This is a genomic window from Pseudomonas sp. EpS/L25 (assembly GCF_001512295.1).
GTDB lineage: Bacteria > Pseudomonadota > Gammaproteobacteria > Pseudomonadales > Pseudomonadaceae > Chryseomonas.
Map to the genome: position 1 here is coordinate 191449 of NZ_LNUP01000016.1, position 26481 is coordinate 217929.

Consider the following 26481-nt stretch of genomic DNA (forward strand, 5'->3'; position numbering starts at 1 on the left):
AACCGATCCCAAAGGGACACCGGAGCAGGTTATCTACCAGCTGTGTTTTTGGAGGTGTGTATGTTGAATTTGCCGTTACCCTTCTGGGACGTCACGCAAAAAGGACTATGCACATGAATGTCGGAATGGCTCATGCGATTGAGGCCGCAGAAAGCGAGTATTTGTGTGTCCGCGTCGAGAGTTTGTCTCGGATAAGTGGAAACCCTTTTGGTGCTCGTGTGTATTTCAACGAAGCTTTTCCCTGCTTTCAGGTGAAGGCATCACCTAGCCCGATGCTCAATCGCATCTACGGCGATAGTATCGACAGACCCAAGTCACTGCTGAGCTTGCTCAAGGAATCAGCAGAGTATTCGACAGTAACGCCTCTTATCGGAAAGGCCTCGGCTTTGGAACAGTACGCTTTGGTGGGTGAGAAGCGGATGGAGCGTCTGAGGGGGTGGACGCATCTGCAACTCGCGTGCACCATCGAAAATGTGGTCTTGAATCACCACTCATTCGAAATCGAAGAAGCAACCTCAAAAACGCTGTCTGAGTTCGCAGCCGTGCATGCGAGTGGATTTCATACCAAGCCAGAGCATCTTAAGTTGAGCCAGGCTTCGTTCGCAGGACTGATGTCAAATGAACGTCTGAAAATCTACGTCCTTAAAGCTGATGGAAAGGTCGTGGCAGGAGCGTTGATGTACCTGGCCTGCAATGGAGTTGCCTACCTTGGGACGGCTGCCACCCGTAAAAGTGCACGAGGCCAGGGCTACCATGGAGCCCTGATATCTCATCGGATAGAGCAAGCAAAAAAACACGGCAGTCTTGTGATCGCCGCAACCGCACTTCCCAGCTCGCAAAGTTGCCGAAATTTGCAGCGTACAGGGCTAGCGACATCCCACGCTCAAGCGCTATATCGCCTGGTAGATAGTTGAAGTCTGCTCTTGGCCGCTACCTGCCCTACGGCAAAGGCAGCTTTGGGTCGGGAGCAGCCCGTCGTTATCGACAACAATCGGCTTTCATGCTGCCCAAGCGCAATGGAATGCCTAGCTCACCCGCGAAGCTCAGCTACGAGTTCATCAACATCCGCAAACTAGTGCTTACCAGTAGCGACATCCCGCCTGGGCGAACATTGCCCTCGCTGCATGAGGTCAGATCGCTCGCAGAGCGGTCGTACCGGGACATCGGCGTGGACACCCAGACCTTGCTCGGGCACAAATTCCCGTCGACGGCGAACATCTACAACGATGGCCGAGGCATCAACGATGGACAGTGGAAGTTCGTCCGGTTGACCCCGAACACCGCGCCCCACGCAACCGTCCATTGACGATCCTGCCGACAGCCGCAACCGATGCAGCCGGCTGCGGCTATTCGGCACTGACAGGAACACCGCGGCATCCTGAGGTTATGTACAAATGTACTACCGCAGAGCGCGCTGGTTTTCGCTAGGCTGTTCAACTCCATCAAAAAAATCGAGGTGTGTATGAGAGCCTTTCCTCTGTTGGCAGTTCTTGTTTTGCCTATGCTTTTGTCCGGCTGTGACACGATCGCCAGTAAAACAAATATGTTGAGCGACGATAAAATTAAATCTCAAGCCGGTGGGGCGATAGGGTACGAGCCCTCTGAGGTGGAGATTCTCAGCAAGCGGGTTGAAGGTACCAATACCTATGTAGTGGTCAGAACCAATGACAAAAAGCAATTTAGCTGCATTATAAATGGTGGAAATATATTGACCATGGGCATGACAAACCCGCCGCAGTGCGCCCCTAAAGGGCAGGCTATCAAGGCTGGGCCCTTCGGAGGGTGAGCCCTTGGCTCGTGCTGAGCTACTTATAGGCTCAGTATGACAGCGCGACCTGCCTATGACTCTTTGCTACGTCTTTTGTTCTTGTAAACAACATGGAGATTGCCATGACTTCTTCGAGTAAAGATCGCATCCAAACCGATCGGGACGCCTTTCCAAATGCCAGAAATCCGAATGGGCCAGGTCTACCCATGCCTGAAGATGAAATTCCTTTCCAGGCAGATGTATGGAAAGAAAATGGGCGTGTCATTGGTGCCACTTTCAGGGGGCAGGTCGACACCGCCACCTTCAATGGAAAGGTCAAGACCGGTCATGCCGAGCTCACTGTCGAGCAAGGAAATGCGTTTGGGACGGCGTCTACAAACGGCACATCAATGAATGGCAGCGTGGGCTTCAGGACCACACAAGATCATTTTGAGTTCAGTGCATCGTTCACACCTGGTGGTGAACTCAACGGTTCGGGCAAGGTCACTGTCGGTGACATTTCTTACGAGTTTTCAAACAGTTCGGTTGGTACAACATTCAGTTTCGATAGTGGCGCCAGTGCCTCTATCAGTAGAGGTTTCGACGGGTCATGGAACGCGAATTGGTCGTCACCGACAATAGGCGGATTTCAAACATCATTGGGTTTTGGTTCGACTGGAGGTAGCTGGTCTATTAACGCCAACTTCACGCTTAAACAGAATTAATATGCTAAGGTGACGCGCCGCTGTGGTTTGTTGACTAGGGGCGCTCACTCTTTGCCACTGTACTTAGAAATGCTAAATCTATCCCGCATTCTCCGAGTATCATCAGCTACCGTTTTTATGGTGGCACTTACTGGTTGTACGTCGATTCAAGGTGGCTTAGATCGCTTCGATGATTGGCTAGGCGAGCGGGGCTCGCATGATGGACGGTATGTGGCCACTTGCTACGAGCCTGGCAACACGTTCGACGATACGACCGCTCCGCCGTGTGAACGCAGTATCAGACGGCATTGCCCGAATGCCTTCAAGCAGCGGCGGTGGCTGAAACTACGGCTTCGTCATTGCTGGCTGAAGGCCGTACCTGCTCCAACAGGTGATCCTCGAACGTAGTCAGGGCTTCCAGTAGCTGCTCCCGTGTGGGAGGCGCGTAGGAAAACGTCATCGAGCTATTGGTCGAGTGCTTCATCAGGTGCGCGATCGTAAACGCATGCACGTTTAGGCGCGTCAGCGTGGTGGTAAAGGTGCGTCGCAGGTCGTGCATGGACCACGAGTGATCGCATGCTTCCCGAACGAGCTTGATGTGGTACTGCGGTGGACAGGCCACATGACCCGTCTTCGATTTGGCATAGCCGAACACGAAGTCGTTGATCCTCGCCGCGTAGCGCCGCTCTAAGATCGTGCGCGCCAGCGGCGCGAGCGGAAAGGTGTAGGACTGACCATTCTTGGTGTCCCGGAATGTCACCTCGTTCTTCTTGAAATCCACGTCGGTGCTCCACCGCAGTGTCGCGGACTCAATAGAACGGCTAGCCGTGATGAGCGTGAACAGGATGTAGTCGGCCACTACTGGCTTCAACGCTTCGCAGGCATACCACCACTTCACGAAATAGGGCTTCGTCGTATCGAGAAATCCGCTACGCCGGTTCATCCGGCTCCAGCGCCGGGCAGTCTTGAGGATGGCAACCGGATTGGAGAAACCCACGTCGGCCAGACGATGCTTGCTGATCGCGTAGTTGTAGGCAGCCTGGAGATACTTGAAGTGCTGATTGATGGTGCGGGTTATGGGTGCCGGCTGGCCACCGCGCCGACGCTTGGCAAGCATGCGTGAGCCTACATCGAAGCGTGCTAGCACTTCATCCTGTGTGATCTCGCGGTATGGGCGCTTGAGCCAATTGGGCAGCACGACCTTCACGATCTCGACCGTCTCATGCGATCTGCCGTCTGGCGTGCTCTTGAACGCCTGCCCCTCATGGCCACCGAAGTGCTTGATGGCTGCGTTAATGCTCTTCTTGGTATTGGGCCGATGCGAGACCTCGTTCCGGTATTCCAGGAAGAGTTCTCCGAGCGTGGCGTCGATAGGGCCTCGCTCACGCTCGGCGTAGGGATCTTTGCCGTCCAGTAACTGCGCTTTCAAGAGCAGGGCTTTCTTTCGCGCCTGGTCCACAGTCATGGGGCCGTACTCTCCGAGCTTCCGCTTCGGCACTTTTTTGCCGACGCGGACCTGGAGATAGAACACCTTTTTGGTCGCTGAAACGCGCAGACCGAAGCCGGTCAATTCGTCGTCCATGTACAGCGTTTGCTCCCCAGCCGCGGCCGGCGGCAGGGACTTTACAAAGGACTGTGTGAGCTTGGGCATCTTGGACTCCTCTAGGCTACGCGCAGCCAATCCCAGGCTACACATAGGCTACACGCGGGCTACAAGTTGATCGCAGCCCATCCAAGTCCAGTGCATTGTGGCGCACTGGAAAGTCATTCCAGAACAATGACTTAGCGCAAGAATAGTGAGCATTCCCAGCGCCTGCAAGGGCTTGCGAAATGCCACTCTAGATGCTTATGAGTCCTCTGCTCTAACCAACTGAGCTATAGGCCCTATAGCGCGGTGGAGTATACCGGGGTGGGGGAGGATCGCCAAACCCTTGTCGGGCATAAAAAAACCGGAGCCTGGGCTCCGGTTTGTGGTGCAGCGAGGGCGCCTTACTCGTCGAGGAAGGAGCGCAGGTGTTCGCTGCGGGAAGGGTGGCGCAGCTTGCGCAGGGCCTTGGCTTCGATCTGGCGGATACGCTCGCGGGTGACGTCGAACTGCTTGCCCACTTCCTCGAGGGTGTGGTCGGTGTTCATGTCGATGCCGAAACGCATGCGCAGCACCTTGGCTTCACGGGCGGTGAGGCCGGAGAGCACGTCGCGGGTGGCTTCCTTGAGGCTTTCGCTGGTGGCCACTTCGATCGGGGACTGCATGGTGCTGTCCTCGATGAAATCGCCCAGGTGCGAATCCTCGTCGTCGCCGATGGGCGTCTCCATGGAGATCGGTTCCTTGGCGATCTTGAGCACCTTGCGGATCTTGTCCTCGGGCATCTCCATGCGCTCGCCCAGCTCTTCCGGGGTCGGCTCGCGGCCCATCTCCTGCAGCATCTGGCGGGAGATCCGGTTCAGCTTGTTGATCGTCTCGATCATGTGCACCGGAATCCGGATGGTGCGCGCCTGGTCGGCGATGGAGCGGGTGATGGCCTGGCGAATCCACCAGGTGGCATAGGTGGAGAACTTGTAGCCACGGCGGTATTCGAACTTGTCCACCGCTTTCATCAGGCCGATGTTGCCTTCCTGGATCAGATCGAGGAATTGCAGACCGCGGTTGGTGTACTTCTTGGCGATGGAGATCACCAGACGCAGGTTGGCCTCGACCATCTCCTTTTTGGCGCGACGGGCCTTGGCCTCGCCGATGGACATGGCGCGGTTGATGTCCTTGATCTGCGAGACTTTCAGCTCGTAGTCACGCTCCAGCTCGGCCAGCTGGGTCTGCTTGGCCTGGATGTCGGCCTGGAAGCGCTCGAGACCTTCGGCGTACTTGGGCTTGCCCTTGAGCAGGCCGGCGGTCCAGTCGGTGTTGGTCTCGTTGCCCGGGAAGTGGCGCAGGAAGTCGGCACGCGGCATGCGGGCATCGCGCACGGCGAGCTGCATGATGGCGCGCTCGAGGCCACGAACACGTTCCAGGGCTTCGCGGACGCGGGTCACCAGGGCTTCGTACTGCTTGGGTACCAGCTTGATCGGCGAGAACAGCACGGCCAGGGCGACGAATTCTTCCACGGTGCGATCATCGTCGCGGCCGTGCTTCTTCATCACCTTCTGGGTCTTGTCCAACTGCTCGGCGACCGCACCGAAACGCAGGCGGGCTTCTTCCGGGTCCGGACCGCCGTCGCCTTCTTCTTCTTCGGCGTCGTCGCTCTCTTCCTCTTCGTCCTTCTCGTCGTCCACGGCCTTGGCATCGGTGGCCTTGTTCGGGACGGGCAGCTCTTCGCTCTCGTTCGGCAGGCTGCCGTCGTCGGGATCGATGTAGCCGGCCAGGACGTCGGACAGGCGCCCGCCTTCGGTGGTGACGCGGGTATATTCGCTGAGGATGTAGTCGACGGTGCCCGGGAACTGGGCGATGGCGCCCATGACTTCGCGGATGCCTTCCTCGATGCGCTTGGCGATCTCGATCTCGCCTTCGCGGGTCAGCAGTTCCACGGTACCCATTTCACGCATGTACATGCGCACCGGGTCGGTGGTGCGGCCGACATCGCTCTCCACCGCGGCCAGGGCGGCGGCGGCTTCTTCGGCGGCGGCTTCGTCGGTATCGGTCTCCGCCAGCAGCAGGGCATCGGCGTCCGGCGCGGTCTCGAATACGTTGATCCCCATGTCATTGATCATGCGGATGATGTCTTCCACCTGTTCCGGATCTGAAATATCCTCCGGTAGGTGGTCATTGACCTCCGCGTAAGTCAGGTAGCCCTGCTCACGCCCACGGGCGATCAATTCTTTCAGACGGGATTGCTGTTGCGCTTTTCCGGACATAGGTACCCTTCCACTGAAGGCTTAGGCGGGCAAAAATAAGCTGAACATTATAGCCGGTTAGACGGTGTCCGTGCTAGTTAGGTCACGGTGCCCGCTGGACGGCTAAGGAGTTCGCGTAGGCGGTCCTTGTCTTCGGAGCTCAGCTCGCTCTGTCGCGCCTTGCGTAGGAGTTGCTCCAGCGAGCGATCACGCTGGCTGGCGGCTAACCTCGTTATGGTGTCGAAAAACTGTTGTTCAAGGTTATCGCCGGCGATCAGCCATTCTTTTTCCGCCAAGGCGCGCAAGAGCCGTCCCTGTTCGGTGCCGTGCCAGCGAGCGATGAGTGCCAGGGTGCTCTGCCCCGGTTTCTTCTGCAGCGCCTCGACCAAGGCGACCAATAGCTGGGCGTACTGATCGCTTTCCTCGGCCAGGTTGCGGGCATCCTGCACCGCCTGGGCCAGGGTCGGGTGATGCAGCAGGCTGCGCAGCGCGGCCAGTACGGGGGTTTCCACCTTGACCGGCGGCTGGCGCGGGATACGTTCACCGCCGCCCTTGCCATTGAAGTCCTTTTTCCAGCCCTTGCCGTCGCGCCCTCCCTTGCCATCGCGGCGTGGCGTCCATTGCTGCTGTGCCGGCGCTTCCTCGGCATGGGCGTAGGCGTAGTCACCATAGTCCATGGGCGGGGCGTCCTGCGGCGGGGCGGCCGGTGCCAGCTGGCTCAGGGCGTCGTTGCCGAGGCCGGTGAGCTCGCTCAGGCGCTGGCGCATCAGCAGGCGCAGGTTGTTGCCCGGAATCTTCTCGATCAGCGGGGCTGCCAGGGTGGCCAGGTGTGCCTTGCCCTCCAGGGTGGCCGGGTCCGCCTCGATCATCAGTTGCTGGAAGAAATACTCGGCCAGCGGCTGCGCCTGCTGGACGAAGCGCGCCTGGAAGGCGTCCGCGCCCTCGGCGCGCACCAGGCTGTCCGGGTCCTCGCCCTCGGGCAGAAAGAGGAAGCGTACGCGGAAGCCGTCCTTGAGCACCGGCAGGGCCGATTCCAGCGCGCGCCAGGCGGCGCTGCGACCGGCCTGGTCGCCGTCGAAGCAGAACAGGATGCTCGGCACGATGCGGAACAGCCGCTTGATGTGCTCTTCGCTGGTGGCGGTGCCCAGGGTCGCGACGGCGTTACGGATGCCTTGCTGGGCCAGGGCGATGACGTCCATGTAGCCTTCCACGACGAGGATCTCGTCCAGGTCGCGGTTGTGCTTGCGCGCCTCGAACAGCCCGTAGAGCTCCTGGCCCTTGTGGAACACCGGGGTTTCCGGCGAGTTGAGGTACTTGGGCTTGTCGTCGCCCAGCACCCGGCCGCCGAAGGCGATGACCCGGCCACGGCTGTCGCGGATCGGGAAGATCACCCGGTCGCGGAAGCGGTCGTACTTCTTGCCGCTCTCGGCGTTTTCCACCAGCAGGCCGGCGTCGAGCATGGCCTTCTGCTGCAGGTCGTCGCCGCCCAGGTGCTTGCCCAGGTTGTCCCAGCCCGGTGGGGCGAAGCCCAGGCCGAAATCGCGGGCGATCTCGCCGGTGAGGCCGCGCTTCTTCAGGTAGTCCACCGCGGCCTGGCGCTTGGGATGGTTGCGCAGCGCCAGGCGATAGTACTCGGCAGCGGCAGCTAGCAACGGGTAGAGCGGCGAATCCGTGGGTTGCCGTGGCTTGCGCCGGCCGCCGCTCTCTTCGCGCGGTACGTCCACGCCAGCCTTCTTGGCCAGCTCCTCGACCGCCTCGGGGAATTCGAGGTTGTCGTGGTCCATGATGAAGCCCAGGGCGTTGCCGCCGGCGCCGCAGCCGAAGCAGTAGTAGAACTGCTTGTCGGGGCTGACGCTGAAGGAGGGCGTCTTCTCGTTATGGAAGGGGCAGCAGGCCATCCAGTTCTTGCCGGCCTTCTTGAGCTTCACCCGCGCGCCCACCACCTCGACGATGTCGGTGCGGTTGAGCAGGTCGTCGATGAAGCCTTGCGGGATGAGTCCGGCCATGGTCTGCGTCTGGATGGAGGAGCGAGTGGCGGAAGGTGGAGCGAGGAGGGCAGTCTAGCGCCAGCGGGTGTCTAGGGCGAAGTGGGAATGCCAGAAACGAACAACCCGACCAGAGGTCGGGTTGCTTGTGACGCCAGGAGAGCGCTGTAACTCAGTACAGACGCTCGCGACGGCGCTGCTCGCGCTGTACTTTCTTGGCGTGGCGCTTGACCGCGGCGGCAGCTTTACGCTTGCGCTCGGCGGTGGGCTTTTCGTAGAACTCGCGGCTACGAACTTCGGCCAGTACACCGGCCTTCTCGCAGGAACGCTTGAAACGACGCAGCGCTACGTCGAAGGGTTCGTTTTCTTTGACTTTGACGTTGGGCATCCAGGTCGTACCTTCAAATTTACCGAGGTTTAATCCAACGCTAGCGGCAAAAGGGCACGGGAAGCGTCGGTTTTTAAGGGTTGCGGATAGTAACGCTTCAACCGCCCTGCTGCCAAGCCCCGGCGGACGAAAAGCGCTGGCCGGTGCTGGAAGCGGCGCTTATCATGCGCAGCCTGACATTCTATACCCTCGAAGGCTTATCTCCATGCGTGTTCTGGGACTGGAAACGTCCTGCGATGAAACCGGCGTCGCGCTCTACGACAGCGAACGGGGCCTACTGGCCGATGCGCTGTTCAGCCAGATCGATCTGCACCGCGTCTATGGCGGCGTGGTACCGGAGCTGGCCTCGCGCGATCACGTCAAACGCATGCTGCCGCTGATCCGCGAAGTGCTGGGCGCGGCGGGCAGCCGCCCGGACGAGGTGGACGCCATCGCCTACACCGCCGGCCCCGGTCTGGTCGGCGCCCTGCTGGTGGGGGCGGCCTGTGCCCAGGCGCTGGCCCTGGCCTGGGGCGTACCGGCCCTGGGCGTGCACCATATGGAAGGCCATCTGCTGGCGCCCATGCTCGAAGAGACACCGCCGCAGTTTCCCTTCGTCGCCCTGCTGGTGTCCGGTGGCCACACCCAGCTGGTGCAGGTCGATGGCATCGGCCGCTACACCGTGCTGGGCGAATCCCTGGACGATGCCGCCGGCGAGGCCTTCGACAAGACCGCCAAGCTGCTGGGGCTAAGTTATCCGGGCGGACCTGAGATCGCCCGCCTGGCCGAGCGCGGCGTGGCGGGTCGCTTCGTCTTCCCGCGGCCCATGACCGATCGGCCGGGTCTGGAATTCAGCTTCAGCGGCCTGAAGACCTTCACCCTCACCACCTGGCAGCGCTGCCAGGCGGCCGGTGACGACAGCGAGCAGACCCGCTGCGACATCGCCCTGGCGTTCCAGACGGCGGTGGTCGAGACCCTGGCGATCAAGTGCAAGCGCGCCCTGAAGCAGGCCGGGCTCAAGTCGCTGGTGATCGCCGGTGGTGTCAGTGCCAACCGTGCGCTGCGCGAGACGCTGGAGCAGATGCTCGGTGAGCTGGGTGGTCACGTCTTCTATGCCCGACCACGCTTTTGCACCGACAATGGCGCCATGATCGCCTACGCCGGTTGTCAGCGGCTGCTGGCCGGCCAGCACGAGGGGCCGGCCATCGCCGTCAAGGCGCGCTGGCCCATGGAGCAATTGGCGGCGCTCTGAGACGGGTGGAGGGCGTAGCGGGGCAATCCCTAAGCGGCACCGGGGTCAAAAATGACGCTCGGTGCCCTGACGCAGGGCGCGCAGATTGTGCCGGTGGCGAATCAGGATGAGCAGGGCGAGCAGCAGCATCGGTGCCAGCAGGTCCGGGCGTTGCCAGGCGAACAGCGGCAGGATGCCCAGCACGGCGATCAGCGACGCCAGGGAGGCGATGCGCAGGGCGGCGAACACCGCAGCCCAGAGGACCAGGCCCAGCAGGGCAGCCGGTGGATAGAGCCCCAGCAGCAGGCCGGCCGCCGTGGCCACGCCCTTGCCACCCCTGAAGTGAAAGTACAGCGGATAGAGGTGGCCGACCACGGCGGCCAGCCCGATCCAGGCCTGCTGCAGTGGGGAGAGTCCCAGCTGCTGGGCGATGAGCACCGGAACGAGGCTCTTGGCCAGGTCGCCGGCCAGGGTTAGCAGCGCCAGCTTGCGTCCGGCCAGGCGTAGCATGTTGCTGGCGCCTGGATTGCCGGAGCCATCGTGACGCGGGTCGCGGGTGCCGAACAGGCGACTGAGCAGCACGGCGAAGGACAGCGAGCCCAGGAGGTAGGCCAGCAGGAGCAGCAGCCAGAACATGGTAGGGTTCCGCGCCAGAATATGGTTCGATTCTACCGACAGCCCGCCGCTCGACGATAGGCCGGCGGCGACGATCAACAGAGCACGGCAAAGGTGCGAGGCAAAGGCAGTGGACAAGGTTTTCATCGAGGGGCTGGAGGTCGACACCGTGATAGGGGTGTACGACTGGGAGCGTGACATCCGCCAGTGCCTGCGCATCGATCTCACCATGGGTTGGGACATCCGTCCGGCTGCCGAGCACGACGAACTCGAACATACCCTGAATTATGCGGCGGTGGCCGAGCGCATCACCGCCTTCGCCCATGAAACGGCTTTCGAACTGGTCGAGACCTTCGCCGAGCGTCTGGCCGCCTTGCTGCAGGCCGAATTCTGCCTGCCCTGGCTGCGCCTGCGCATCACCAAGCCCGGCGCGGTGCCGACCGCCCGTGGCGTGGGCGTGGAGATCGAGCGAGGCCAGGCGTGACCCGCGTCTACCTGGGGCTGGGAAGCAACGTCCAGCGCGAGCAACACCTGGGCATGGCCCTGGATGAGCTTGCGACGCTGCTGACCAATCTGCAGTGCTCGCCGGTGTTCGAGAGTGAGGCGGTGGGCATTCGCAGTGCGCCCTTCCTCAATCTGGTCGTCGCGGGCGACACCGACCTGGATCCCGCTACCCTGGGTCGGGCGCTCAAGGCCATCGAGACCCGCAGTGGGCGCTATGCGCCGGATCGCCAGGGCCTGCCGCTGGACATCGATATCCTGCTCCACGGCGAGCTGAGCGGCGAGGTCGCCGGCCTGACCCTGCCGCGGGCCGAGATCCTGCGCAATGCCTTCGTGCTCTGGCCCTTGGCGCTGCTGGCCGGTGAACGGCGGCACCCGAGCGATGGCCGCCGCTTCGACGAGTTGTGGCAGGAGATGCGTGGCCAGACCACCCAGGTGTTGCGCCCGGTGTCCTTCCTCTGGCAGGGGATTGATCTCACACCGGAGGCGTTGCTCGGCGCCAACCTGTCGTAGCGCCTTGCTGTTGGGTTTCCGGCTTCGGCTTCCGGGAGCATCGCGGCCATGGGCCGCTCCTACAGGAAGAGGTACGCCGGTTTGACGTGATCTTTGCCGTGGTTAATGAAACCGAACGCCTGCTCGGATAGCCCCCTCTCCCCTCGGGAGAGGGTTGGGGTGAGGGCTTCCTCGCCACCAAGTCTCCAGTGGAAAAGGCTGCGCCGTTTTCCACGCTACGTGAGGTATCCCCACAGCGATAGGAAAGTTGCTCCTACAGCTACACCTGTGCCCGTAGGAGCGGCCCATGGCCGCGATATACGAGGGCTCCAAGCGGGCTCGGTCCAGCAACGTTGGGGGCTTCGCTGCGCTCAGCGTCAACCTAAGAACCTGTTCACGATCTGCTGCGCGTCGGCCAAACGGTGTTGAAAGCGGCCTGGGTCGCCAGCCCGGCCTAGGTTGGCCCTGCCGCAATGCTCATTTACCACTCGTCAACCCGAGCGCGGGTCCGTTCCGCTTCCTCAGCTATTTTCGCGGGGGCCGCCTAGGCCTTGTTTGTCGCTAGCTCGGGAGATCGTGAACAGGTTCTAAGAGAGCTGTGCCAGGGCTTCGATACGGGCTCGCTTGAGGGCTTCGCCCAGGGCCGCACCCTTGAAGCCCTGGGCGACCAGCGGCTGCACTGCCACCCCGCGCAGTACCTCCGCCGCTTGGCGTAGCAGGGCCAGCCGTGGTTCTTCTTCGTCCGGCCTGGTGGCCGCCACGCAGGCACAGGCCTGCAGGAATTCGTCGAAGCGCGCTGGGCGCCGCAGTACGTCGAAGCTCTGCAGCAGCTCGAACCAGGCCTCCGGTGTCAGGCGCTCCGCTTGCAGGGCCGTGGCCCAATGGCGGGCTAGCAGCAGCGCCAGCTCGGCGGGCTCACGAGGGACCTTGAGGCGGGTGTTGATAGCGGCCTGTCGTTTCTCCGGTACCTCCAGGAGCAGGCAGGCCCAGCGCACGTTCAGCGAGGCCTGTACCTCGGCGGTCTGGCGCAGGATGGCATAGAGCTGCGCGCCTGGTTCAGGCGAGTCGGCTTCCAGGCCTGCCGTCACTTCCGGCAAGAGCACGGCCAGGGCGCCGCAGTCACGGAGGACCCGGATGAAGACATCCGGGCGGTCTTCGAGCAGGGCGCGGGAGATTTCCTTCCACATGCGCTCGGCGGTCAGGGCGTCGAGTTCGCCGCTGGCGACCATGTTCTGCATGAGCCGTAGGGTCTCGGGTGCCACCGTGAAGCCCAGGGTGCTATAGCGGGCGGCGAAGCGGGCGACGCGCAGTACCCGCAGCGGGTCTTCGGCGAAGGCCGGGGAGACATGGCGCAGCAGGCGCGCCGCGAGATCGGCGCGACCGCCATAGGGGTCTATGACGTGACCCTCGTCGTCCTCGGCCATGGCATTGATGGTGAGGTCGCGGCGGATCAGGTCCTGTTCGAGGGTGACGTCCGGTGCGGCATGGAAGGTGAAGCCGCCGTAGCCGCGCCCGCTCTTGCGTTCGGTGCGGGCCAGGGCGTATTCCTCGCCGGTTTCAGGATGCAGGAACACCGGGAAGTCGGCCCCCACCGGGCGATAGCCCTGGGCGGCCAGGGTTTCGGCATCGGCACCCACCACGACCCAGTCGGTTTCGGTGACCGGACGACCGAGCAGGCGGTCGCGCACGGCGCCGCCCACCTTGAAGATTTGCATAGAAAAAGACCTCCTTGCGGAGGTCTAGGATAGCGGAAAGAGGCTCAGGACTCAGATCGGCGAGGCCAGGTCCAGGCGCCGGTCGTGGTCGCGGCTCTCGTGACGCGGCGGGACGTGGAAGCTCTGGGCGATGTCTTCGCCCCTCATGCTTTCCAGGCGGATGTCGAAGCCCCACAGTCGGTGCAGGTGCTTGAGCACCTCGTCCGTGGAGTTGCCCAGCGGTTTGCGGTCGTGTTGGAAGTGCCTGAGGGTGAGGGAGCGATCACCGCGGCGGTCGACGTTCCAGATCTGCACGTTGGGCTCGCGGTTGCCCAGGTTGTACTGGGCGGCGAGCTGTTCGCGGATCAGGCGATAGCCGCCATCGTCGTGGATGGCCGCCACTTCCAGTTCGTCGCGCTGGTCGTCATCGAGGATGCTGAACAGCTTGAGGTCGCGGATCACCTTGGGCGAGAGGAACTGCAGGATGAAGCTTTCATCCTTGAAGCTCTTCATGGCGAAGGTGACGGTGGCCAGCCAGTCGCTGCCAGCGATGTCGGGGAACCAGCGACGGTCTTCTTCCGTGGGGTTTTCGCAGATCCGGCGGATGTCGCGGAACATGGCGAAGCCCAGGGTGTAGGGGTTGATACCGCTGTAGTAGGGGCTGTCGAAGCCTGGCTGGTAGATCACCCCGGCATGGGATTGCAGGAATTCGAACATGAAGCCTTCGGTGACCAGGCCTTCGTCGTAGAGGTCGTTGAGCAGGGTGTAGTGCCAGAAGGTGGCCCAGCCCTCGTTCATCACCTGGGTCTGGCGTTGCGGATAGAAGTACTGGGCGATCTTGCGCACGATGCGGATCACCTCGCGCTGCCAGGGCTCCAGCAAGGGGGCATGCTTTTCCAGGAAATAGAGGATGTTCTCCTGGGGCTCGGCGGGGAAGCGTGCGCCTTCGTCGAGCAGCTCCTTGCCGGCCAGCTTGGGAATGGTCCGCCAGAGATCGTTGACCTGGCGCTGCAGTTGCTCTTCGCGCTCCTTCTGCCGTTGACGTTCCTCGGCGGCGGAGATCGGATAGGGACGCTTGTAGCGGTCCACCCCGTAGTTCATCAGGGCATGGCAGGAGTCGAGCAACTCCTCCACGGCGTCGATGCCGTGGCGCTCCTCGCATTGGGTGATGTACTGCTTGGCGAACACCAGGTAGTCGATGATGGAACTGGCATCGGTCCAGGTGCGGAACAGGTAGTTGCCCTTGAAGAAGCTATTGTGGCCATAGCAGGCGTGGGCGATCACCAGCGCCTGCATGGTCATGGTGTTCTCTTCCATGAGGTAGGCGATGCAGGGGTCGGAGTTGATCACGATCTCGTAGGCCAGGCCCATCTGGCCACGGCTGTAGTGCTTCTCGGTATGCAGGAAATGCTTGCCGTAGGACCAGTGGTTGTAGCCGATGGGCATGCCGACGGAAGCGTAGGCGTCCATCATCTGCTCGGCGGTGATCACCTCGATCTGGTTGGGATAGGTGTCCAGCGCATAGCGCTTGGCGATGCGGGCGATCTCCCGGTCGTAGGTCTGGATCAGCTCGAAGGTCCATTCCGAGCCGGTGGAAATGGGCTCACGTTTCATGACACGAGTCTCCGCTGGAACAGTTCGCGGAACACGGGATAGATATCCCCCGCCGAGACGATCTGCTGCTGCGAGAAGGAGTCCGGGAACGCCCCGCGGACGCTCTCGTATTCGTACCACAGCGCCTGGTGCTCGCGCGGGGTGATTTCCACGTAGGTGTAGTACTGCATGAACGGCAGGATCTGCTTGGTCAGGATCTCCCGGCAGATGGGGGAATCGTCGTTCCAGTTGTCGCCGTCGGAGGCCTGGGCGGCATAGAGGTTCCACTCGTTGACCGGATAGCGCTCGGCCATGACCTCCTGCATCAGCTTGAGGGCGCTGGAGACGATGGTGCCGCCGGTTTCCCGGGAGTAGAAGAACTCCTCCTCGTCCACTTCCTTGGCGCTGGTGTGGTGGCGGATGAACACGACCTCGATACGCTCGTAGTTCCGCTTGAGGAACAGGTAGAGCAGGATGTAGAAGCGCTTGGCGATGTCCTTGGTGGCCTGCGTCATGGAGCCGGAGACGTCCATCAGGCAGAACATCACGGCTTTGGAACTGGGGCTGGGCTGCTTGGAGAGCAGGTTGTACTTGAGGTCGAAGGTGTCGAGGAAAGGCACCTTGTCGATGCGCGCGCGCAACCGCTCGATCTCGGCTTCCAGGGCCTGAATATCGCCCAGGTTGTCGGGTTCTTCCACCCGCAGGCGCGCCAGTTCCGCCTTGGCCTCGCGCAGCTTGTTGCGGCTGCCGCCCGAGAGGGCGATGCGGCGGGCATGGGAGGCGCGCAAGGTGCGGATGATGTTGATGCGGGCGGGATTGCCTTCGTTGCTGATGCCGGCCCGTACCGTCTTGAAGGTGTCGGTACCGGTGAGCTGTTTCTTGACCAGGTTGGGCAGCTCCAGGTCCTCGAACATGAAGTCGAGGAATTCATCCTGGGTGATCTGGAAGGCGAATTCGTCCATGCCTTCGCCGCTGTTGCTGGCCTTGCCCTGGCCCTGACCGCCGCCACCGCCCTGGGGCCGCGGGATGCGCTCGCCGCTGACGAATTCCTTGTTGCCCGGGTGGACGATGGTCTGGCGTCCGCCCTTGCCTTGATAGAGCGCAGGTTCGTCGATGTCGCGGGCAGGAATGCTGATCTGCTCGCCATGTTCCATGTCGGTGATGGAACGCCGGCTCACAGCCTCCTCGACCGCCTTCTTGATGTGCTCGCGGTACCGTCGCAAGAAGCGCGTACGGTTCACCGTGCTCTTGTTCTTGCCGTTTAGACGCCGGTCGATGACATAACTCATACAGGCCCTCCGGGCTATTGCAGGACACCGCGACGACGCGTCTGGCGCGCCGTCGCGGGTTCAGCCTCAGGCTGCCTTACTGCGACTTGCGTACCCGTGAATACCACTCGGACAACAGTCGTACCTGCTTCTCGGTGTACCCGCGCTGGACCATGCGGGTAACGAAGTCGCTGTGCTTCTGCTGGTCTTCCTTGCTGGCCTTGGCGTTGAAGCTGATGACCGGCAGCAGCTCCTCGGTGTTGGAGAACATCTTCTTCTCGATCACCGCACGCAGCTTCTCGTAGGACAGCCAGCTCGGGTTCTTGCCGTTATTGTTGGCACGGGCGCGCAACACGAAGTTGACGATCTCGTTACGGAAATCCTTCGGATTGCTGATGCCGGCCGGCTTCTCGATCTTTTCCAGTTCCTCGTTGAGTGAAGCGCGATTGAGGATCTCGCCGGTTTCCGGGTCGCGGTATTCCTGATCCTGGATCCAGAAGTCCGCATAGAGCACGTAGCGGTCGAAGATGTTCTGGCCGTATTCGCTGTAGGACTCGAGGTAGGCGGTCTGGATCTCCTTGCCGATGAACTCCACGTAGCGCGGCGCCAGGTATTCCTTGATGAATCTCATGTAGCGCTCGCGGGTCTCGGCCGGGAACTGCTCGGCCTCGATCTGCTGTTCCAGCACATAGAGCAGGTGCACCGGGTTGGCCGCTACCTCGTTGGCGTCGAAGTTGAACACCCGCGAGAGGATCTTGAAGGCGAAGCGGGTGGAGAGACCGTTCATGCCCTCGTCGACGCCCGCGCTGTCGCGGTATTCCTGGATCGACTTGGCCTTGGGATCGGTGTCCTTGAGATTCTCGCCGTCGTAGACGCGCATCTTCGAGTAGATGTTGGAGTTTTCCGGCTCCTTGAGGCGCGAGAGCACCGAGAACTGAGCCAGCATCTTGAGGGTATCCGGCGCGCAGTGGGCGTTGGCCAGGGAGCTGTTGACCAGCAGCTTGTCGTAGATATGGATCTCGTCGGAGACGCGCAGGCAGTAGGGCACCTTGACGATGTAGATCCGGTCGATGAAGGCTTCGTTGTTCTTGTTGTTGCGGAAGGTGTGCCACTCGGATTCGTTGGAGTGGGCCAGGATGATGCCGCTGTAGGGCAGGGCGCCGAGGCCTTCGGTACTGTTGTAGTTGCCTTCCTGGGTCGCGGTCAGCAAGGGGTGCAGGACTTTGATCGGGGCCTTGAACATCTCCACGAATTCCATCAGGCCCTGGTTCGCCCGGCACAGGGCGCCGGAGTAGCTGTAGGCATCCGCGTCGTTCTGCGGGTATTCCTCCAGCTTGCGGATGTCCACCTTGCCCACCAGGGCGGAGATGTCCTGGTTGTTCTCGTCACCCGGTTCGGTCTTGGCGATGGCGATCTGGTTGAGGATGGAGGGGTAGAGCTTGACCACCTTGAACTTGCTGATGTCACCGCCGAATTCCTGCAGGCGCTTGGCCGCCCAGGGCGACATGATGCTGCGCAGGTAGTGGCGAGGGATGCCGTAGTCCTCTTCGAGGATCTGGCCGTCTTCGTCCGGGTTGAACAGCCCCAGGGGCGATTCGAGCACCGGCGAGCCCTTGATGGCGTAGAAGGGGACCTTCTCGATCAGGTGCTTGAGTTTCTCTGCGAGGGACGACTTGCCACCACCCACCGGGCCGAGCAGATAGAGGATCTGCTTCTTCTCTTCCAGGCCCTGCGCCGCATGGCGGAAATAGGACACGATCTGCTCGATGCAGTCTTCCATGCCATGGAAGTCGGCAAAGGCAGGATAGCGACGGATGACCTTGTTGGAAAAGATGCGGGATAGACGCGAGTCACTGGTGGTATCCACCAGCTCGGGTTCGCCGATGGCCATGAGCATGCGCTCGGCGGCACTGGCAAAGGCGGTACGATCCTTCTTGCAGATCTCAAGGTATTCCTGAAGGGAATACTCTTCCTGACGAGTCGCTTCGAAACGCTCCTGGAAGTGACTGAAAATGCTCATGACGTCTCCTCGCTGGATACCCTGGACCAGCTTGGAATCGATGCCTGGAGCCTTGCCTTGCTGCCGGTGGGAAGCGGTCATGCCGGGCGACGAACGATTACGTCTGCACTACCTTCGCTGTCGTCTTGCCTGATCGATCCTTATCGCCTGCAGAGTAGGGTTGGGTTTCGAGAGACGCACGAAGGAGACCGATGGAGACGGTCCCCCTGGAATTCCCCCGAATCTCCAGTGGTTACACCGATGGTCCAAAGCCGGTTATCGAGCCCGACGTTTCCGACGGGCCTGATTCCAGAATAGTCCTATCTGCGAGATGTGGAAGAGCCAATTCGGTTTATTCTTGTAACGACAGCGTCAATCGCCTGTGGTATGCGGCCTGCTTGCGCCTTCAGAGCCTATCCAAAGGCTCGCGAGCCAGAGCCAAACCAGGCGCAACGACCAACGGGAGTAACAGCCAACGGCTGGCCCGAAGGGTGAGCGCTAGCGAATCAAAGACCTGAGGAAGCGGACCGGGCTCGCGCGCGAGTTTACGAGTGGTAAATGAGCATTCCGAAGGTCTTTTCAACGCGGTTTGGCCGACGCGCAGCAGCCATTGGATAGGCTCAGGCCTGACCGCTTTCGGTCTGGTCGGGATAGCGGGTGCGCCAGTCCTCGAAGCCGCCGTCGACGCTATAGACCTGGCTGAAGCCCTGGCCGGCGAAGAAGGCCGCAGCGCTCTGGCTGGAGTGGCCGTGGTAGCAGAACACCAGCAGCGGCGCGTCGAGATCGGCGGCGGCGATGAAGTCGTGGATGTTCTGGTTGTCGACGCGTTGCGCCCCGGCCACGTGCAGGCTGGCGTAGCTGTGCGGATCACGGATGTCGACGATGCGGGCGCCCTGATCGCGCAGTTCGAGGGCGCGTTCGGGGGAGATACAGGTGAATTCGCTCATTTCTTCTCCTTGCAACTGCAGAGATGACGGCGCTGGCCGTCGACGTCGAGCAGGGTCATGTCGCCACCCCAGACGCAGCCGCTGTCGAGCGCCTCGACGTTGGGCGTTGCGCAGCGGCCCTTGAGCGCGGCCCAGTGACCGAAGAGGATGCGCACGTCGCGGGTCAGCCGGTGTGCGTGGCTGAACCAGGGGGCGAAGCCGGCCGGCGCGCTGTCCAGGCCTTCCTTGCTCTTGAATTCCAGACGACCTTCCGGGCTGCAGAATCTCATGCGCGTCAGGTAGTTGGTGATCAGGCGCAGACGCTCCTGGCCCTGCAGCTCATCATGCCAGAGCGCCGGTTCGTTGCCATACATCTGCTCGAGAAAAGGCACATGGGCCTGGTCGTCGCGCAGCACGGCTTCCACCTCGCCGGCCAGGCCAAGGGCCTGGCTCAGCGTCCACTGCGGCGGCAGGCCGGCATGGACCAGCACACAGTTGCGGTCGGCATCGTGCTGGATCAGCGGCAGGTGGCGCAGCCAGTGCAGCAATTCATCGCGGTCCGGCGCGGCGAGAATGTCGCTCAGGGTGTCCTGCTTCTTCAGCTTGGCGCCGCCCAAGGCGACCGCCAGGAGATGCAGGTCGTGATTGCCCAGCACGCTCACCACCGAGTCGCGCAGGGCATACAGGTATCTGAGGGTTTCCAGCGACTGAGGTCCGCGGTTGACCAGATCACCCACCAGCCAGAGGCGGTCCTGCGCGGGATCGAAGCGGACCTCGTCGAGGAGGCATTTGAGCGGGTCGAGGCAACCTTGGAGGTCGCCCACGGCGTACAGCGTCATCGGCAGTCCTAGTGTAGCGAGCCCGGTACGGCCAGGCGGAAGGTGGGAATGGCAGCCTCGAAGGGATGGCCGTCGCTGGCGACCATCTGGTAGCTGCCGCTCATGCTGCCCACCTGGGTGGGCATCAGGGTGCCGCTGGAGTAGCTGTGGGTCTCGCCCGGCGCGATCAGGGGCTGCTCACCCACCACGCCCGGGCCGCGGACTTCCTGTACCTCGCCATTGCCGTCGGTGATGATCCAGTGGCGGCTGAGCAGTTGCGCCGGCAGGCTGCCGTCGTTGCGGATGCGCACGTCGTAGGCGAAGGCGTAGCGCTCCTGGCTGGCACTGGATTGCTCGGGCAGGTAGCGGGTGGTGACCTGCACGGTGATGAGGTAGCGCGGATCGGACTCGGTCACGAGAAGGCTCTCTGCGAATACGGGTTGGATAGGACTTCAGTTGGACGCCAACTGGTTGGCCAGGCGCACGTAGGCGGCCAGGTCCAGTTGCTCGGGCCGCAGGCCGGGGTCGACGTCGGCCGCCTCGATGGCAGCGCTGTCCAGGGTGCCCTTGAGGGTGTTCCGGAGCGTCTTGCGGCGCTGGCCGAAGGCCTCGCGTACCACGCGTTCCAGCAGCGCTGGATCGCGGGCCGTGTGCGGTCGCTCGGTGTGGGGCACCAGGCGCACGATGGCCGAATCCACCTTGGGCGGCGGATTGAAGGCGCCGGGACCGACGTTGAACAGGTGCTCCACGCGGCAGTGGTACTGCACCATGATCGACAGCCGTCCCCAATCACCGTTCCCTGGCACCGCGGCCAGACGCTCCACCACTTCCTTCTGCAGCATGAAGTGCATGTCGGCGATGATGTCGGCGAAGCTGAGCAGGTGGAAGATCAGCGGCGTGGAGATGTTGTAGGGCAGGTTGCCCACGACCCGCAGGCGATCGCCATTGGCGATGCTGGAGAGATCGTATTTCATGGCGTCACCCTGGTGCAGGGTGAACAGCGGATTGAGACCGAACTTGAGCCTGAGCAGCGGGATCAGGTCTTGGTCCAGCTCGATGACGTCGAGGTGGGCACCGCTGCTCAGCAGGCCCTCGGTCAGGGCGCCCTGGCCCGGCCCGATTTCCAGCAGCCGCTCGCCGGGGCGCCCATGGATGGCACGCAGGATGCGATGGATCACGCCAGCGTCGTGCAGGAAATTCTGGCCGAACCTCTTGCGGGCGCGGTGTTGGTAGAGCTCGGTCATCAGGTGCTCCGGCGCAGGCGCCGGGCCTGCGATTCAAGACGGCAAAGACCCGCCAGTTTAGCAGACCCTTTACCGCCTCCGGAGCGCTCAGCGCCAGTTCATGACCTGCTGCGCGTCGGCCAAACGGCGTTGAAAAGACCTTGGAAGGCCAGCTCCACCTGGGCGGCCCCGTCGGGAATGCTCATGTCCCTCGCGTAGACTCGCTCGCGAGTCCGATCCGCTTCCGCAGGTGTTTTCGTGGGGCCGCCTGGGTCTCTTTTGGCCCTGGCTCGCGAGGTTCCGAACGGTCTCTCAGGTCGCCGAGCGGCGATGAGCTGCCATGGCATAGGCGGTGTCGAGGGCGACCTCGAGGCTGCCGGTGTCGATCCGGCCGCTGCCGGCCAGGTCCAGGGCGGTGCCGTGGTCGACCGAGGTGCGGATGATCGGCAGGCCCAGGGTCACGTTGACCGCGGCGCCGAAACCCTTGTGCTTGAGCACCGGCAGGCCCTGGTCGTGGTACATGGCCAGGACCGCGTCGCAGTGCGCGAGGTGCTTGGGGGTGAAGAGGGTATCGGCGGGTAGCGGCCCGACGAGGTCGAGGCCTTCGGTGCGCAGGGTCGCCAGGGCTGGCTCGATGATCTCGATCTCTTCACGGCCCAGGTGACCGCCTTCGCCGGCATGGGGATTGAGGCCGCAGACCAGGATGCGCGGCCGGGCGATGCCGAAATAGCGACGCAGGTCGCCGTCGAGGATGCGGGTCACGTCCAGCAGGGTCTGGCGATCGATGGCATCGGCCACCTCACGCAGCGGCAGGTGGGTGGTGACCAGGGCGACCCTCAGGCCCTCGGTCGCCAGCAGCATCACCACCTGGGGGGTACCGGTCAGTTCGGCGAGGAATTCGGTGTGGCCGGAGAAGGCCACGCCGCCGTCGTTGATCACACCCTTGTGCACCGGCGCGGTGATCATGCCGGCGAAGGTGCCGTCCAGGCAGCCCTGGCCAGCACGGGCCAGGGTTTCCAGCACATAGGCGGCGTTGGCGGTATCGAGCTGACCGGTGACCACGGGCGCGCCCAGTGGGGTATCCCAGACATAGAGGGTGCCGGCTGGCGCCGGGTTGTCGGGCCAGGCGACCGGGGATACCGCGATCAGGTCGATGACGAGGCCCAGTTCGGCGGCGCGCGCGGCCAGCAGGTCGCGACTGGCGATGGCGATCAGGGCGTGGGGCTGGGCGTCCCGGGCGAGCAGCAGGCAGAGATCGGGGCCGATACCGGCGGGTTCACCGGGGGTGAGGGCAAAGCGCAGGACCATGCACAGCTCCTGAAACAGAAAGGCCGCAGGGGACACCTGCGGCCTTGGGGTTACTGCTTGATCTCGACGTAGGCTTCGTCGCGGATCTGTCTCAGCCAGGTCTGCAGCTCCTGGTCGTACTTGCGATTACGCAGGAGATTCAGCGCCTGTTGTTCGCGAGCCTGCTGGGTGTTGTCGGTGGCCCGACGGCCCAGGACTTCCAGGATGTGCCAGCCGAAGGAGGTACGGAACGGCTGTGACAGCTGGTTGACCGGCGAGTTGTTCATGACCTCGCGGAATTCCGGGACCAGGGACTCCGGGTTGATCCAGCCCAGGTCACCGCCATTGAGCGCCGAACCCGGATCTTCCGAGAAGCTCTTGGCCAGGGTGGCGAAATCCTCGCCGTTCTGGATGCGCTCGCGCAGCCGTGCGGCCAGGCGCTGGGTCTCGGCATCGCTGCGCACCGCGTTGGGCTTGAGCAGGATGTGGCGGACATGGACTTCGTCGACGATGCTCGCCTCGCCACCGCGCTTCTCTTCCACCTTGAGGATCACGAAGCCGCCGGGTACGCGCACCGGCTGGGTGATGCCACCGACACCGACGCTGCCGATCAGGCGGTCGAAGGGCGGCGGCAACTGGGCAGCCTTGCGCCAACCGATCTCGCCGCCATCCAGGGCGTTGTCGCCGGCCGAGCGGGCGATGGCCAGCTGGTTGAAGTCGGCGCCCTGACGCAGCTGGTTGTAGGTGTCCTGGGCCTGGCGTGCGGCGGCGTCGAGGCCCGCGGTGCCGGCGTTATCCGCCACCGGGATGAGGATGTTGGCCAGCCGATACTCTTCGGAGAGCTGCAGCTTGCCCAGGTCCGAGGCGAGGAAGTTCTGCACTTCCTGCTGGGTGACCTGCACGCGCTGGCCGACCTGGCGCTGACGCACCCGGCTGATCATCATCTCGCGACGGACCTGTTCGCGGGCCGCATCGTAGGAAAGGCCATCGCGGGCCAGGGCCTGGCGGAACTCGGCCACGCTCAGGCCATTGCGCTGGGCGATGGTGGCGACGGCCTGGTTGAGTTCGTCGTCGGAGATCTTCACGCCCATGCGCCCGGCCAGCTGCAGCTGGATGTCTTCCAGGATCAGACGTTCGAGTACCTGCTGACGCAGCTCGCTTTCCGGCGGTGCCGCCGCGCCGCGGCGGGTGATGTTCTGCTTGACCTCGTTGAGACGCTGATCGAGCTGGCTCTGCATGACCACGTCGTTGTCGACGATGGCCACGACCTTGTCCAGCGGTACCACGGCAGCCTGAGCCAGGGGGGTAAGAGCGAGCGCTGCGCCCAGGGCGAGCGGGCGCAGGGCGTTACATAGCTTGGTCTTCACGTTCACGATAGCCTTGAATGCCTCTGTCCAGGAAGCCTTCGGTCTTGCCGCCGAAGACGTTGCCGAGCCCCTTGAGCACGATCTGCAGGAAGATTCCGCGATCGGCTTCGGAGCTCTGGGCGGTGTAGAAGACGTCGTCTTCGCTCTTGAGCCAGTAGCGGCTGATGAGGCGCAGCTTCCAGCAGCAGTTGTCGTATTCGAAGCCACCGAAGGCTTCCAGGGTACGGCTCTTGTTGTAGTCGAACTGCCAGCGGGCGATGGCCGACCACTGGGGCACGATCGGCCAGATGAAGGAGATGTCGTGCTGGTCGATCTTGTAGTCGTCGCTGTTGTAGGTGAAGCGGCCGAGGTTCGGATCGAACACCCGGACGTTGTCCCGATAGCGATAGCCGACGTTCAGCACCTTGCCCGGCTGGGCTTCCGGCTGGTAGTGGAACATGACGCTGCCGGAATCCGTCTGGTGCAGGGCCGGATCCCAGTTGTACTCGCCGTTCACGCGCCAGTCGCGGTTGAAGCGATACATGCCCGCGAGGGCATAGGGCGAGCGCGAAGTGGTGGCCTGGGGGTTGTCGAGGTTCTGGCCGATACTACGGGCGTAGGCCAGGTCATCCTTGGTCAAGCCGGGCAACTGCACGTCGCGATCGCGGAAGTAGAACAGCTGGCCGAAACTCACGTTGGCGCGTTCGAAGCCACTGGGCTCGATGAAGCGGCTGGTGGCACCCAGGGCCAACTGGTTGGCATCGCCAATGCGGTCGCGACCGGTGAAGCGGTTGTCGCGCCACAGCGAGCTATAGCTGAAGGTGTATTCGCCGGTGTCGAATACCGGCAGGTCGTCCTGGTCGCGATAGGGGACGTAGAGGTACTTGGCACGGGGTTCCAGGGTCTGCTTGCCGCCTTCGCCGAACAGGTTCGAGGTACGGTCGAAGTAGAGGCCGCTGTCGAGGCTGAAGATCGGCACCGAACGGGTCGGGCTGTCGTTGAAGCTGGTCAGGCTGGAGCCGGCGGAGGCGCGGCGGCCGCCCCCAACCAGTGGCGAGTTCAGATCGTTCTGACCGGTGCTGTCCAGATCCAGGTCGTAGCGGGTGTAGGCGTAGCGCAGCGACGGCGTCAGGAAGCCCCAGGACGCGGTCATCGGGCGGGCGATGCCCGGCTCCACGTGGTAGCGATCACCTTCGGCGCGGGTCAGGCCGAACAGGTTGACGTCGGGACGGTTGCGCACGTTGGTGCGATTGCCGTTGTCGTCCAGGTCGAAGTAGGTGTTGTCGTCGAAGCTGCGGGTGAAGCGCACCGCCTCGGTGTCGTAGGTGAAGTCCAGGCCGCCCGGGTTGTAGGGCAGGGCGCCGGTCAGGGTCAGCTGCGGCAGGCGGTTGTAGGGCGTCACGTCGGAGACCGTCGCCAGCTGGTAGGCCTGGGCGTTCAGCGCGGCGGTGAAGGTGTCGCCGCGGTAGGTCAGACGGCCCTGCTGGTTGACGTAGGTCGGCTTGTTGATGCCGAGGTCGGTGTCCAGGTCCTGGAAGTAGTAGGGGTCGCTGATGCGGGTGTAGTCCACCTCGGCCATCAGGCGCGAATCCAGGCCACTGCGATTCTTCCAGCCGTACAGCCAGCGGTTGTCGGTGGCTTCCGGTTCGCCCTCGTGCTCGGGATCGCTGTCCTTGAGATAGGAGCCGTAGACCTGGCCTTCGCTGCTGCGGGTCAGGTAGCGGAACTCGCCCTCGGTCTGCAGGCCGTGCTTGGCCATAAAGCGCGGATAGAGGGTGGCGTCGTAGTTGGGCGCCAGGTTGAAGTAGTAGGGCGTGGTGATCGCGAAGCCGGTATCGCTGGAGGTGCTGATCGAGGGCGCCAGGAAGCCGGACTGCCGACGATCGTCGATCGGGAAATAGATGAACGGCGTGTAGAGGACCGGGATGTCCTTCACCCGCAGCGTGGCGTTGGTCGCGTAGCCCAGGCCCGTCGCCGGGTTCAGGGTGACGGTGTTGCCCTTGACCTGCCAGGCGTTGCTGCCCGGTTCGCAGGTGGTGTAGGTGCCGTCCTTCAAGCGAATGATGGCGTCGTCGCCGCGCTTGGCGTAGAGCGCGCTGCCGCGGGCATGGTTCTGGTGCATGACGAATTCGGCGTTGTCGACCTGGACCTGGCCGTTGTCCAGCTGCATGTCGGCCTTGTCGCCGACCATCAGCAGGCCGTTGTCGCGGAATCTGACGTTGCCCTTGAGCTCGCCGCGATTCTCCAGCTGGTGCAGGTTGGCTTCCTGGGACTCCACCTGCATGCCGCCCTGGCGCAGGACCACGTCACCGGCGAGGGTGGCCACCTGCTGTTCCTGCTCGTAGCGCGAGGCCTTGGCGGAAACATAGGTGGGGGCCTTGGCGGTCGGGGTGTCGTCGTACATGCCCGGACGCACCGGCTCGACGTAGGCGCCGCTGCAATAGGGCGCGGTCTCGGCCAACTGGGCCGGGGTGAGCCGATCACGCGGGACCCAGTCCAGGTGGCTGTAGTCGGCGCTACGGGACTTCAGGGCGCGGCCCTTGCTCTCGGTCACCAGCACGGCGTCGTCGCCTCTGCGCGCGGCGGGCTGCGCCGCGACACCCGTGGTCTCGCCCTTGCTCGGGCGAGGCGGTAGCGCCGCTGCCGGGGCCTGGGTGTTGCACGACCAGCCACCGCCGGCACCGGCACTACAGTTGAACTGCTCGGCGGGCGCGGCGATCAGGGCGGTGACGGGCTGCATGGCGAGCAGGCTGCCGGTTACCAAGAGGGGAAATTTTCTGCGAAACGCGGGGGTTTTCACGGCCATCCTTAAAGTCGTCCTGCACGCCAGCCATTAAGGGGCCGCGGCCTCTCGATGGGCTCA

At 63.0% G+C, this 26481-nt stretch carries 23 protein-coding genes; 7 read left to right on the plus strand and 16 right to left on the minus strand.

Annotation, left to right across the window (positions count from 1 at the left end; genetic code table 11):
* Nucleotides 1-113: 113 nt before the first annotated feature.
* From AR540_RS25075 to AR540_RS25560, 4 genes are all read left to right on the plus strand, one after another.
* Entirely contained in the window at nucleotides 114-914 is an 801-nt protein-coding gene (locus AR540_RS25075; protein WP_082707080.1) for a GNAT family N-acetyltransferase, read from the plus strand.
* On the plus strand, nucleotides 911-1306 hold the full coding sequence (locus tag AR540_RS21370) for a hypothetical protein (RefSeq protein WP_153014297.1): 396 nt from the start codon (nucleotides 911-913) through the stop codon (nucleotides 1304-1306). The genes AR540_RS25075 and AR540_RS21370 overlap by 4 nt, the downstream gene beginning before the upstream one ends.
* 156 nt (nucleotides 1307-1462) lie before the next feature.
* On the plus strand, nucleotides 1463-1786 hold the full coding sequence (locus AR540_RS25080) for a hypothetical protein (protein ID WP_082707081.1): 324 nt from the start codon (nucleotides 1463-1465) through the stop codon (nucleotides 1784-1786).
* Nucleotides 1787-1890: 104 nt separating this feature from the next.
* Nucleotides 1891-2472: a hypothetical protein gene (locus tag AR540_RS25560; RefSeq protein ID WP_153014298.1), complete on the plus strand. Its 582-nt coding sequence runs from the start codon at nucleotides 1891-1893 to the stop codon at nucleotides 2470-2472.
* A 301-nt stretch (nucleotides 2473-2773) separates the two neighbouring features.
* On the opposite strand, the gene AR540_RS21375 is transcribed toward AR540_RS25560, so the two are convergent.
* The 4 genes from AR540_RS21375 to rpsU form a co-directional block, all read right to left on the minus strand.
* Nucleotides 2774-4102, minus strand: coding sequence for an integrase family protein (locus AR540_RS21375; RefSeq protein ID WP_059231909.1), 1329 nt, complete (start codon nucleotides 4100-4102; stop codon nucleotides 2774-2776).
* Nucleotides 4103-4440: 338 nt separating this feature from the next.
* Entirely contained in the window at nucleotides 4441-6294 is a 1854-nt protein-coding gene (gene rpoD, locus AR540_RS21380) for an RNA polymerase sigma factor RpoD (RefSeq protein ID WP_059231910.1), read from the minus strand.
* A gap of 77 nt (nucleotides 6295-6371) precedes the next feature.
* Nucleotides 6372-8279 carry a DNA primase gene (gene dnaG, locus AR540_RS21385; protein WP_059231912.1) on the minus strand — a complete coding sequence of 636 codons (1908 nt, stop codon included), beginning with the start codon at nucleotides 8277-8279 and terminating at the stop codon, nucleotides 6372-6374.
* 151 nt (nucleotides 8280-8430) lie between these two features.
* Nucleotides 8431-8646: a 30S ribosomal protein S21 gene (gene rpsU / locus AR540_RS21390; protein WP_007159750.1), complete on the minus strand. Its 216-nt coding sequence runs from the start codon at nucleotides 8644-8646 to the stop codon at nucleotides 8431-8433.
* 205 nt (nucleotides 8647-8851) lie between these two features.
* Here rpsU and tsaD point away from each other — a divergent pair, with 205 nt between their 5' ends.
* Complete coding sequence (gene tsaD / locus AR540_RS21395; protein ID WP_059231914.1) at nucleotides 8852-9877, plus strand: tRNA (adenosine(37)-N6)-threonylcarbamoyltransferase complex transferase subunit TsaD; 1026 nt, start codon at nucleotides 8852-8854, stop codon at nucleotides 9875-9877.
* Nucleotides 9878-9922: 45 nt separating this feature from the next.
* Here tsaD and plsY read toward each other — a convergent pair whose 3' ends face one another.
* Nucleotides 9923-10492: a glycerol-3-phosphate 1-O-acyltransferase PlsY gene (plsY, locus tag AR540_RS21400; protein WP_059231915.1), complete on the minus strand. Its 570-nt coding sequence runs from the start codon at nucleotides 10490-10492 to the stop codon at nucleotides 9923-9925.
* 109 nt (nucleotides 10493-10601) lie between these two features.
* Here plsY and folB point away from each other — a divergent pair, with 109 nt between their 5' ends.
* Both folB and folK read left to right on the plus strand, forming a co-directional pair.
* The gene (gene folB / locus AR540_RS21405) at nucleotides 10602-10955 is read left to right on the plus strand and encodes a dihydroneopterin aldolase (protein ID WP_059231917.1); all 354 of its coding nucleotides are present in this window, start codon (nucleotides 10602-10604) and stop codon (nucleotides 10953-10955) included.
* Entirely contained in the window at nucleotides 10952-11485 is a 534-nt protein-coding gene (gene folK, locus AR540_RS21410) for a 2-amino-4-hydroxy-6-hydroxymethyldihydropteridine diphosphokinase (RefSeq protein WP_059231920.1), read from the plus strand. Before folB ends, folK begins: the two co-directional genes overlap by 4 nt.
* 566 nt (nucleotides 11486-12051) lie before the next feature.
* On the opposite strand, the gene AR540_RS21415 is transcribed toward folK, so the two are convergent.
* The 11 genes from AR540_RS21415 to AR540_RS21465 form a co-directional block, all read right to left on the minus strand.
* On the minus strand, nucleotides 12052-13179 hold the full coding sequence (locus AR540_RS21415; protein ID WP_059231922.1) for a multifunctional CCA addition/repair protein: 1128 nt from the start codon (nucleotides 13177-13179) through the stop codon (nucleotides 12052-12054).
* Between the two features lie 51 nt (nucleotides 13180-13230).
* Nucleotides 13231-14772, minus strand: a complete 1542-nt coding sequence (locus tag AR540_RS21420) for a SpoVR family protein (RefSeq protein ID WP_059231924.1) — start codon at nucleotides 14770-14772, stop codon at nucleotides 13231-13233.
* Nucleotides 14769-16040, minus strand: a complete 1272-nt coding sequence (locus AR540_RS21425; RefSeq protein ID WP_059231926.1) for a YeaH/YhbH family protein — start codon at nucleotides 16038-16040, stop codon at nucleotides 14769-14771. The genes AR540_RS21420 and AR540_RS21425 overlap by 4 nt, the downstream gene beginning before the upstream one ends.
* Before the next feature lie 76 nt (nucleotides 16041-16116).
* A complete protein-coding gene (locus AR540_RS21430; RefSeq protein WP_059231928.1) occupies nucleotides 16117-18039 on the minus strand; it encodes a PrkA family serine protein kinase in 1923 nt (640 codons plus the stop codon).
* Nucleotides 18040-18638: 599 nt separating this feature from the next.
* Complete coding sequence (gene glpE, locus AR540_RS21435) at nucleotides 18639-18965, minus strand: thiosulfate sulfurtransferase GlpE (protein ID WP_059231930.1); 327 nt, start codon at nucleotides 18963-18965, stop codon at nucleotides 18639-18641.
* Nucleotides 18962-19783 carry a symmetrical bis(5'-nucleosyl)-tetraphosphatase gene (locus tag AR540_RS21440; RefSeq protein ID WP_059231932.1) on the minus strand — a complete coding sequence of 274 codons (822 nt, stop codon included), beginning with the start codon at nucleotides 19781-19783 and terminating at the stop codon, nucleotides 18962-18964. Before AR540_RS21440 ends, glpE begins: the two co-directional genes overlap by 4 nt.
* Before the next feature lie 8 nt (nucleotides 19784-19791).
* On the minus strand, nucleotides 19792-20178 hold the full coding sequence (gene apaG, locus AR540_RS21445) for a Co2+/Mg2+ efflux protein ApaG (protein WP_059231934.1): 387 nt from the start codon (nucleotides 20176-20178) through the stop codon (nucleotides 19792-19794).
* 36 nt (nucleotides 20179-20214) lie between these two features.
* The gene (gene rsmA, locus AR540_RS21450) at nucleotides 20215-21006 is read right to left on the minus strand and encodes a 16S rRNA (adenine(1518)-N(6)/adenine(1519)-N(6))-dimethyltransferase RsmA (protein WP_059231936.1); all 792 of its coding nucleotides are present in this window, start codon (nucleotides 21004-21006) and stop codon (nucleotides 20215-20217) included.
* Nucleotides 21007-21297: 291 nt separating this feature from the next.
* Complete coding sequence (gene pdxA, locus AR540_RS21455; RefSeq protein WP_059231937.1) at nucleotides 21298-22293, minus strand: 4-hydroxythreonine-4-phosphate dehydrogenase PdxA; 996 nt, start codon at nucleotides 22291-22293, stop codon at nucleotides 21298-21300.
* A gap of 50 nt (nucleotides 22294-22343) precedes the next feature.
* The gene (locus AR540_RS21460) at nucleotides 22344-23639 is read right to left on the minus strand and encodes a peptidylprolyl isomerase (RefSeq protein ID WP_059231939.1); all 1296 of its coding nucleotides are present in this window, start codon (nucleotides 23637-23639) and stop codon (nucleotides 22344-22346) included.
* Nucleotides 23620-26424, minus strand: coding sequence for an LPS-assembly protein LptD (locus AR540_RS21465; protein WP_059231940.1), 2805 nt, complete (start codon nucleotides 26422-26424; stop codon nucleotides 23620-23622). The genes AR540_RS21460 and AR540_RS21465 overlap by 20 nt, the downstream gene beginning before the upstream one ends.
* Nucleotides 26425-26481: the final 57 nt, after the last annotated feature.

Bases quoted from the DNA above. Each gene is read 5' to 3' on its own strand.
- AR540_RS25075 (WP_082707080.1), top strand. From the start codon at position 114: ATGAATGTCGGAATGGCTCATGCGATTGAGGCCGCAGAAAGCGAGTAT.
- AR540_RS25080 (WP_082707081.1), top strand. From the start codon at position 1,463: ATGAGAGCCTTTCCTCTGTTGGCAGTTCTTGTTTTGCCTATGCTTTTG.
- AR540_RS25560 (WP_153014298.1), top strand. From the start codon at position 1,891: ATGACTTCTTCGAGTAAAGATCGCATCCAAACCGATCGGGACGCCTTT.
- AR540_RS21375 (WP_059231909.1), bottom strand. From the start codon at position 4,102: ATGCCCAAGCTCACACAGTCCTTTGTAAAGTCCCTGCCGCCGGCCGCG.
- rpoD (WP_059231910.1), bottom strand. From the start codon at position 6,294: ATGTCCGGAAAAGCGCAACAGCAATCCCGTCTGAAAGAATTGATCGCC.
- dnaG (WP_059231912.1), bottom strand. From the start codon at position 8,279: ATGGCCGGACTCATCCCGCAAGGCTTCATCGACGACCTGCTCAACCGC.
- rpsU (WP_007159750.1), bottom strand. From the start codon at position 8,646: ATGCCCAACGTCAAAGTCAAAGAAAACGAACCCTTCGACGTAGCGCTG.
- tsaD (WP_059231914.1), top strand. From the start codon at position 8,852: ATGCGTGTTCTGGGACTGGAAACGTCCTGCGATGAAACCGGCGTCGCG.
- plsY (WP_059231915.1), bottom strand. From the start codon at position 10,492: ATGTTCTGGCTGCTGCTCCTGCTGGCCTACCTCCTGGGCTCGCTGTCC.
- AR540_RS21415 (WP_059231922.1), bottom strand. From the start codon at position 13,179: ATGCAAATCTTCAAGGTGGGCGGCGCCGTGCGCGACCGCCTGCTCGGT.
- AR540_RS21420 (WP_059231924.1), bottom strand. From the start codon at position 14,772: ATGAAACGTGAGCCCATTTCCACCGGCTCGGAATGGACCTTCGAGCTG.
- AR540_RS21425 (WP_059231926.1), bottom strand. From the start codon at position 16,040: ATGAGTTATGTCATCGACCGGCGTCTAAACGGCAAGAACAAGAGCACG.
- AR540_RS21430 (WP_059231928.1), bottom strand. From the start codon at position 18,039: ATGAGCATTTTCAGTCACTTCCAGGAGCGTTTCGAAGCGACTCGTCAG.
- glpE (WP_059231930.1), bottom strand. From the start codon at position 18,965: ATGAGCGAATTCACCTGTATCTCCCCCGAACGCGCCCTCGAACTGCGC.
- AR540_RS21440 (WP_059231932.1), bottom strand. From the start codon at position 19,783: ATGACGCTGTACGCCGTGGGCGACCTCCAAGGTTGCCTCGACCCGCTC.
- rsmA (WP_059231936.1), bottom strand. From the start codon at position 21,006: ATGACCGAGCTCTACCAACACCGCGCCCGCAAGAGGTTCGGCCAGAAT.
- pdxA (WP_059231937.1), bottom strand. From the start codon at position 22,293: ATGGTCCTGCGCTTTGCCCTCACCCCCGGTGAACCCGCCGGTATCGGC.
- AR540_RS21465 (WP_059231940.1), bottom strand. From the start codon at position 26,424: ATGGCCGTGAAAACCCCCGCGTTTCGCAGAAAATTTCCCCTCTTGGTA.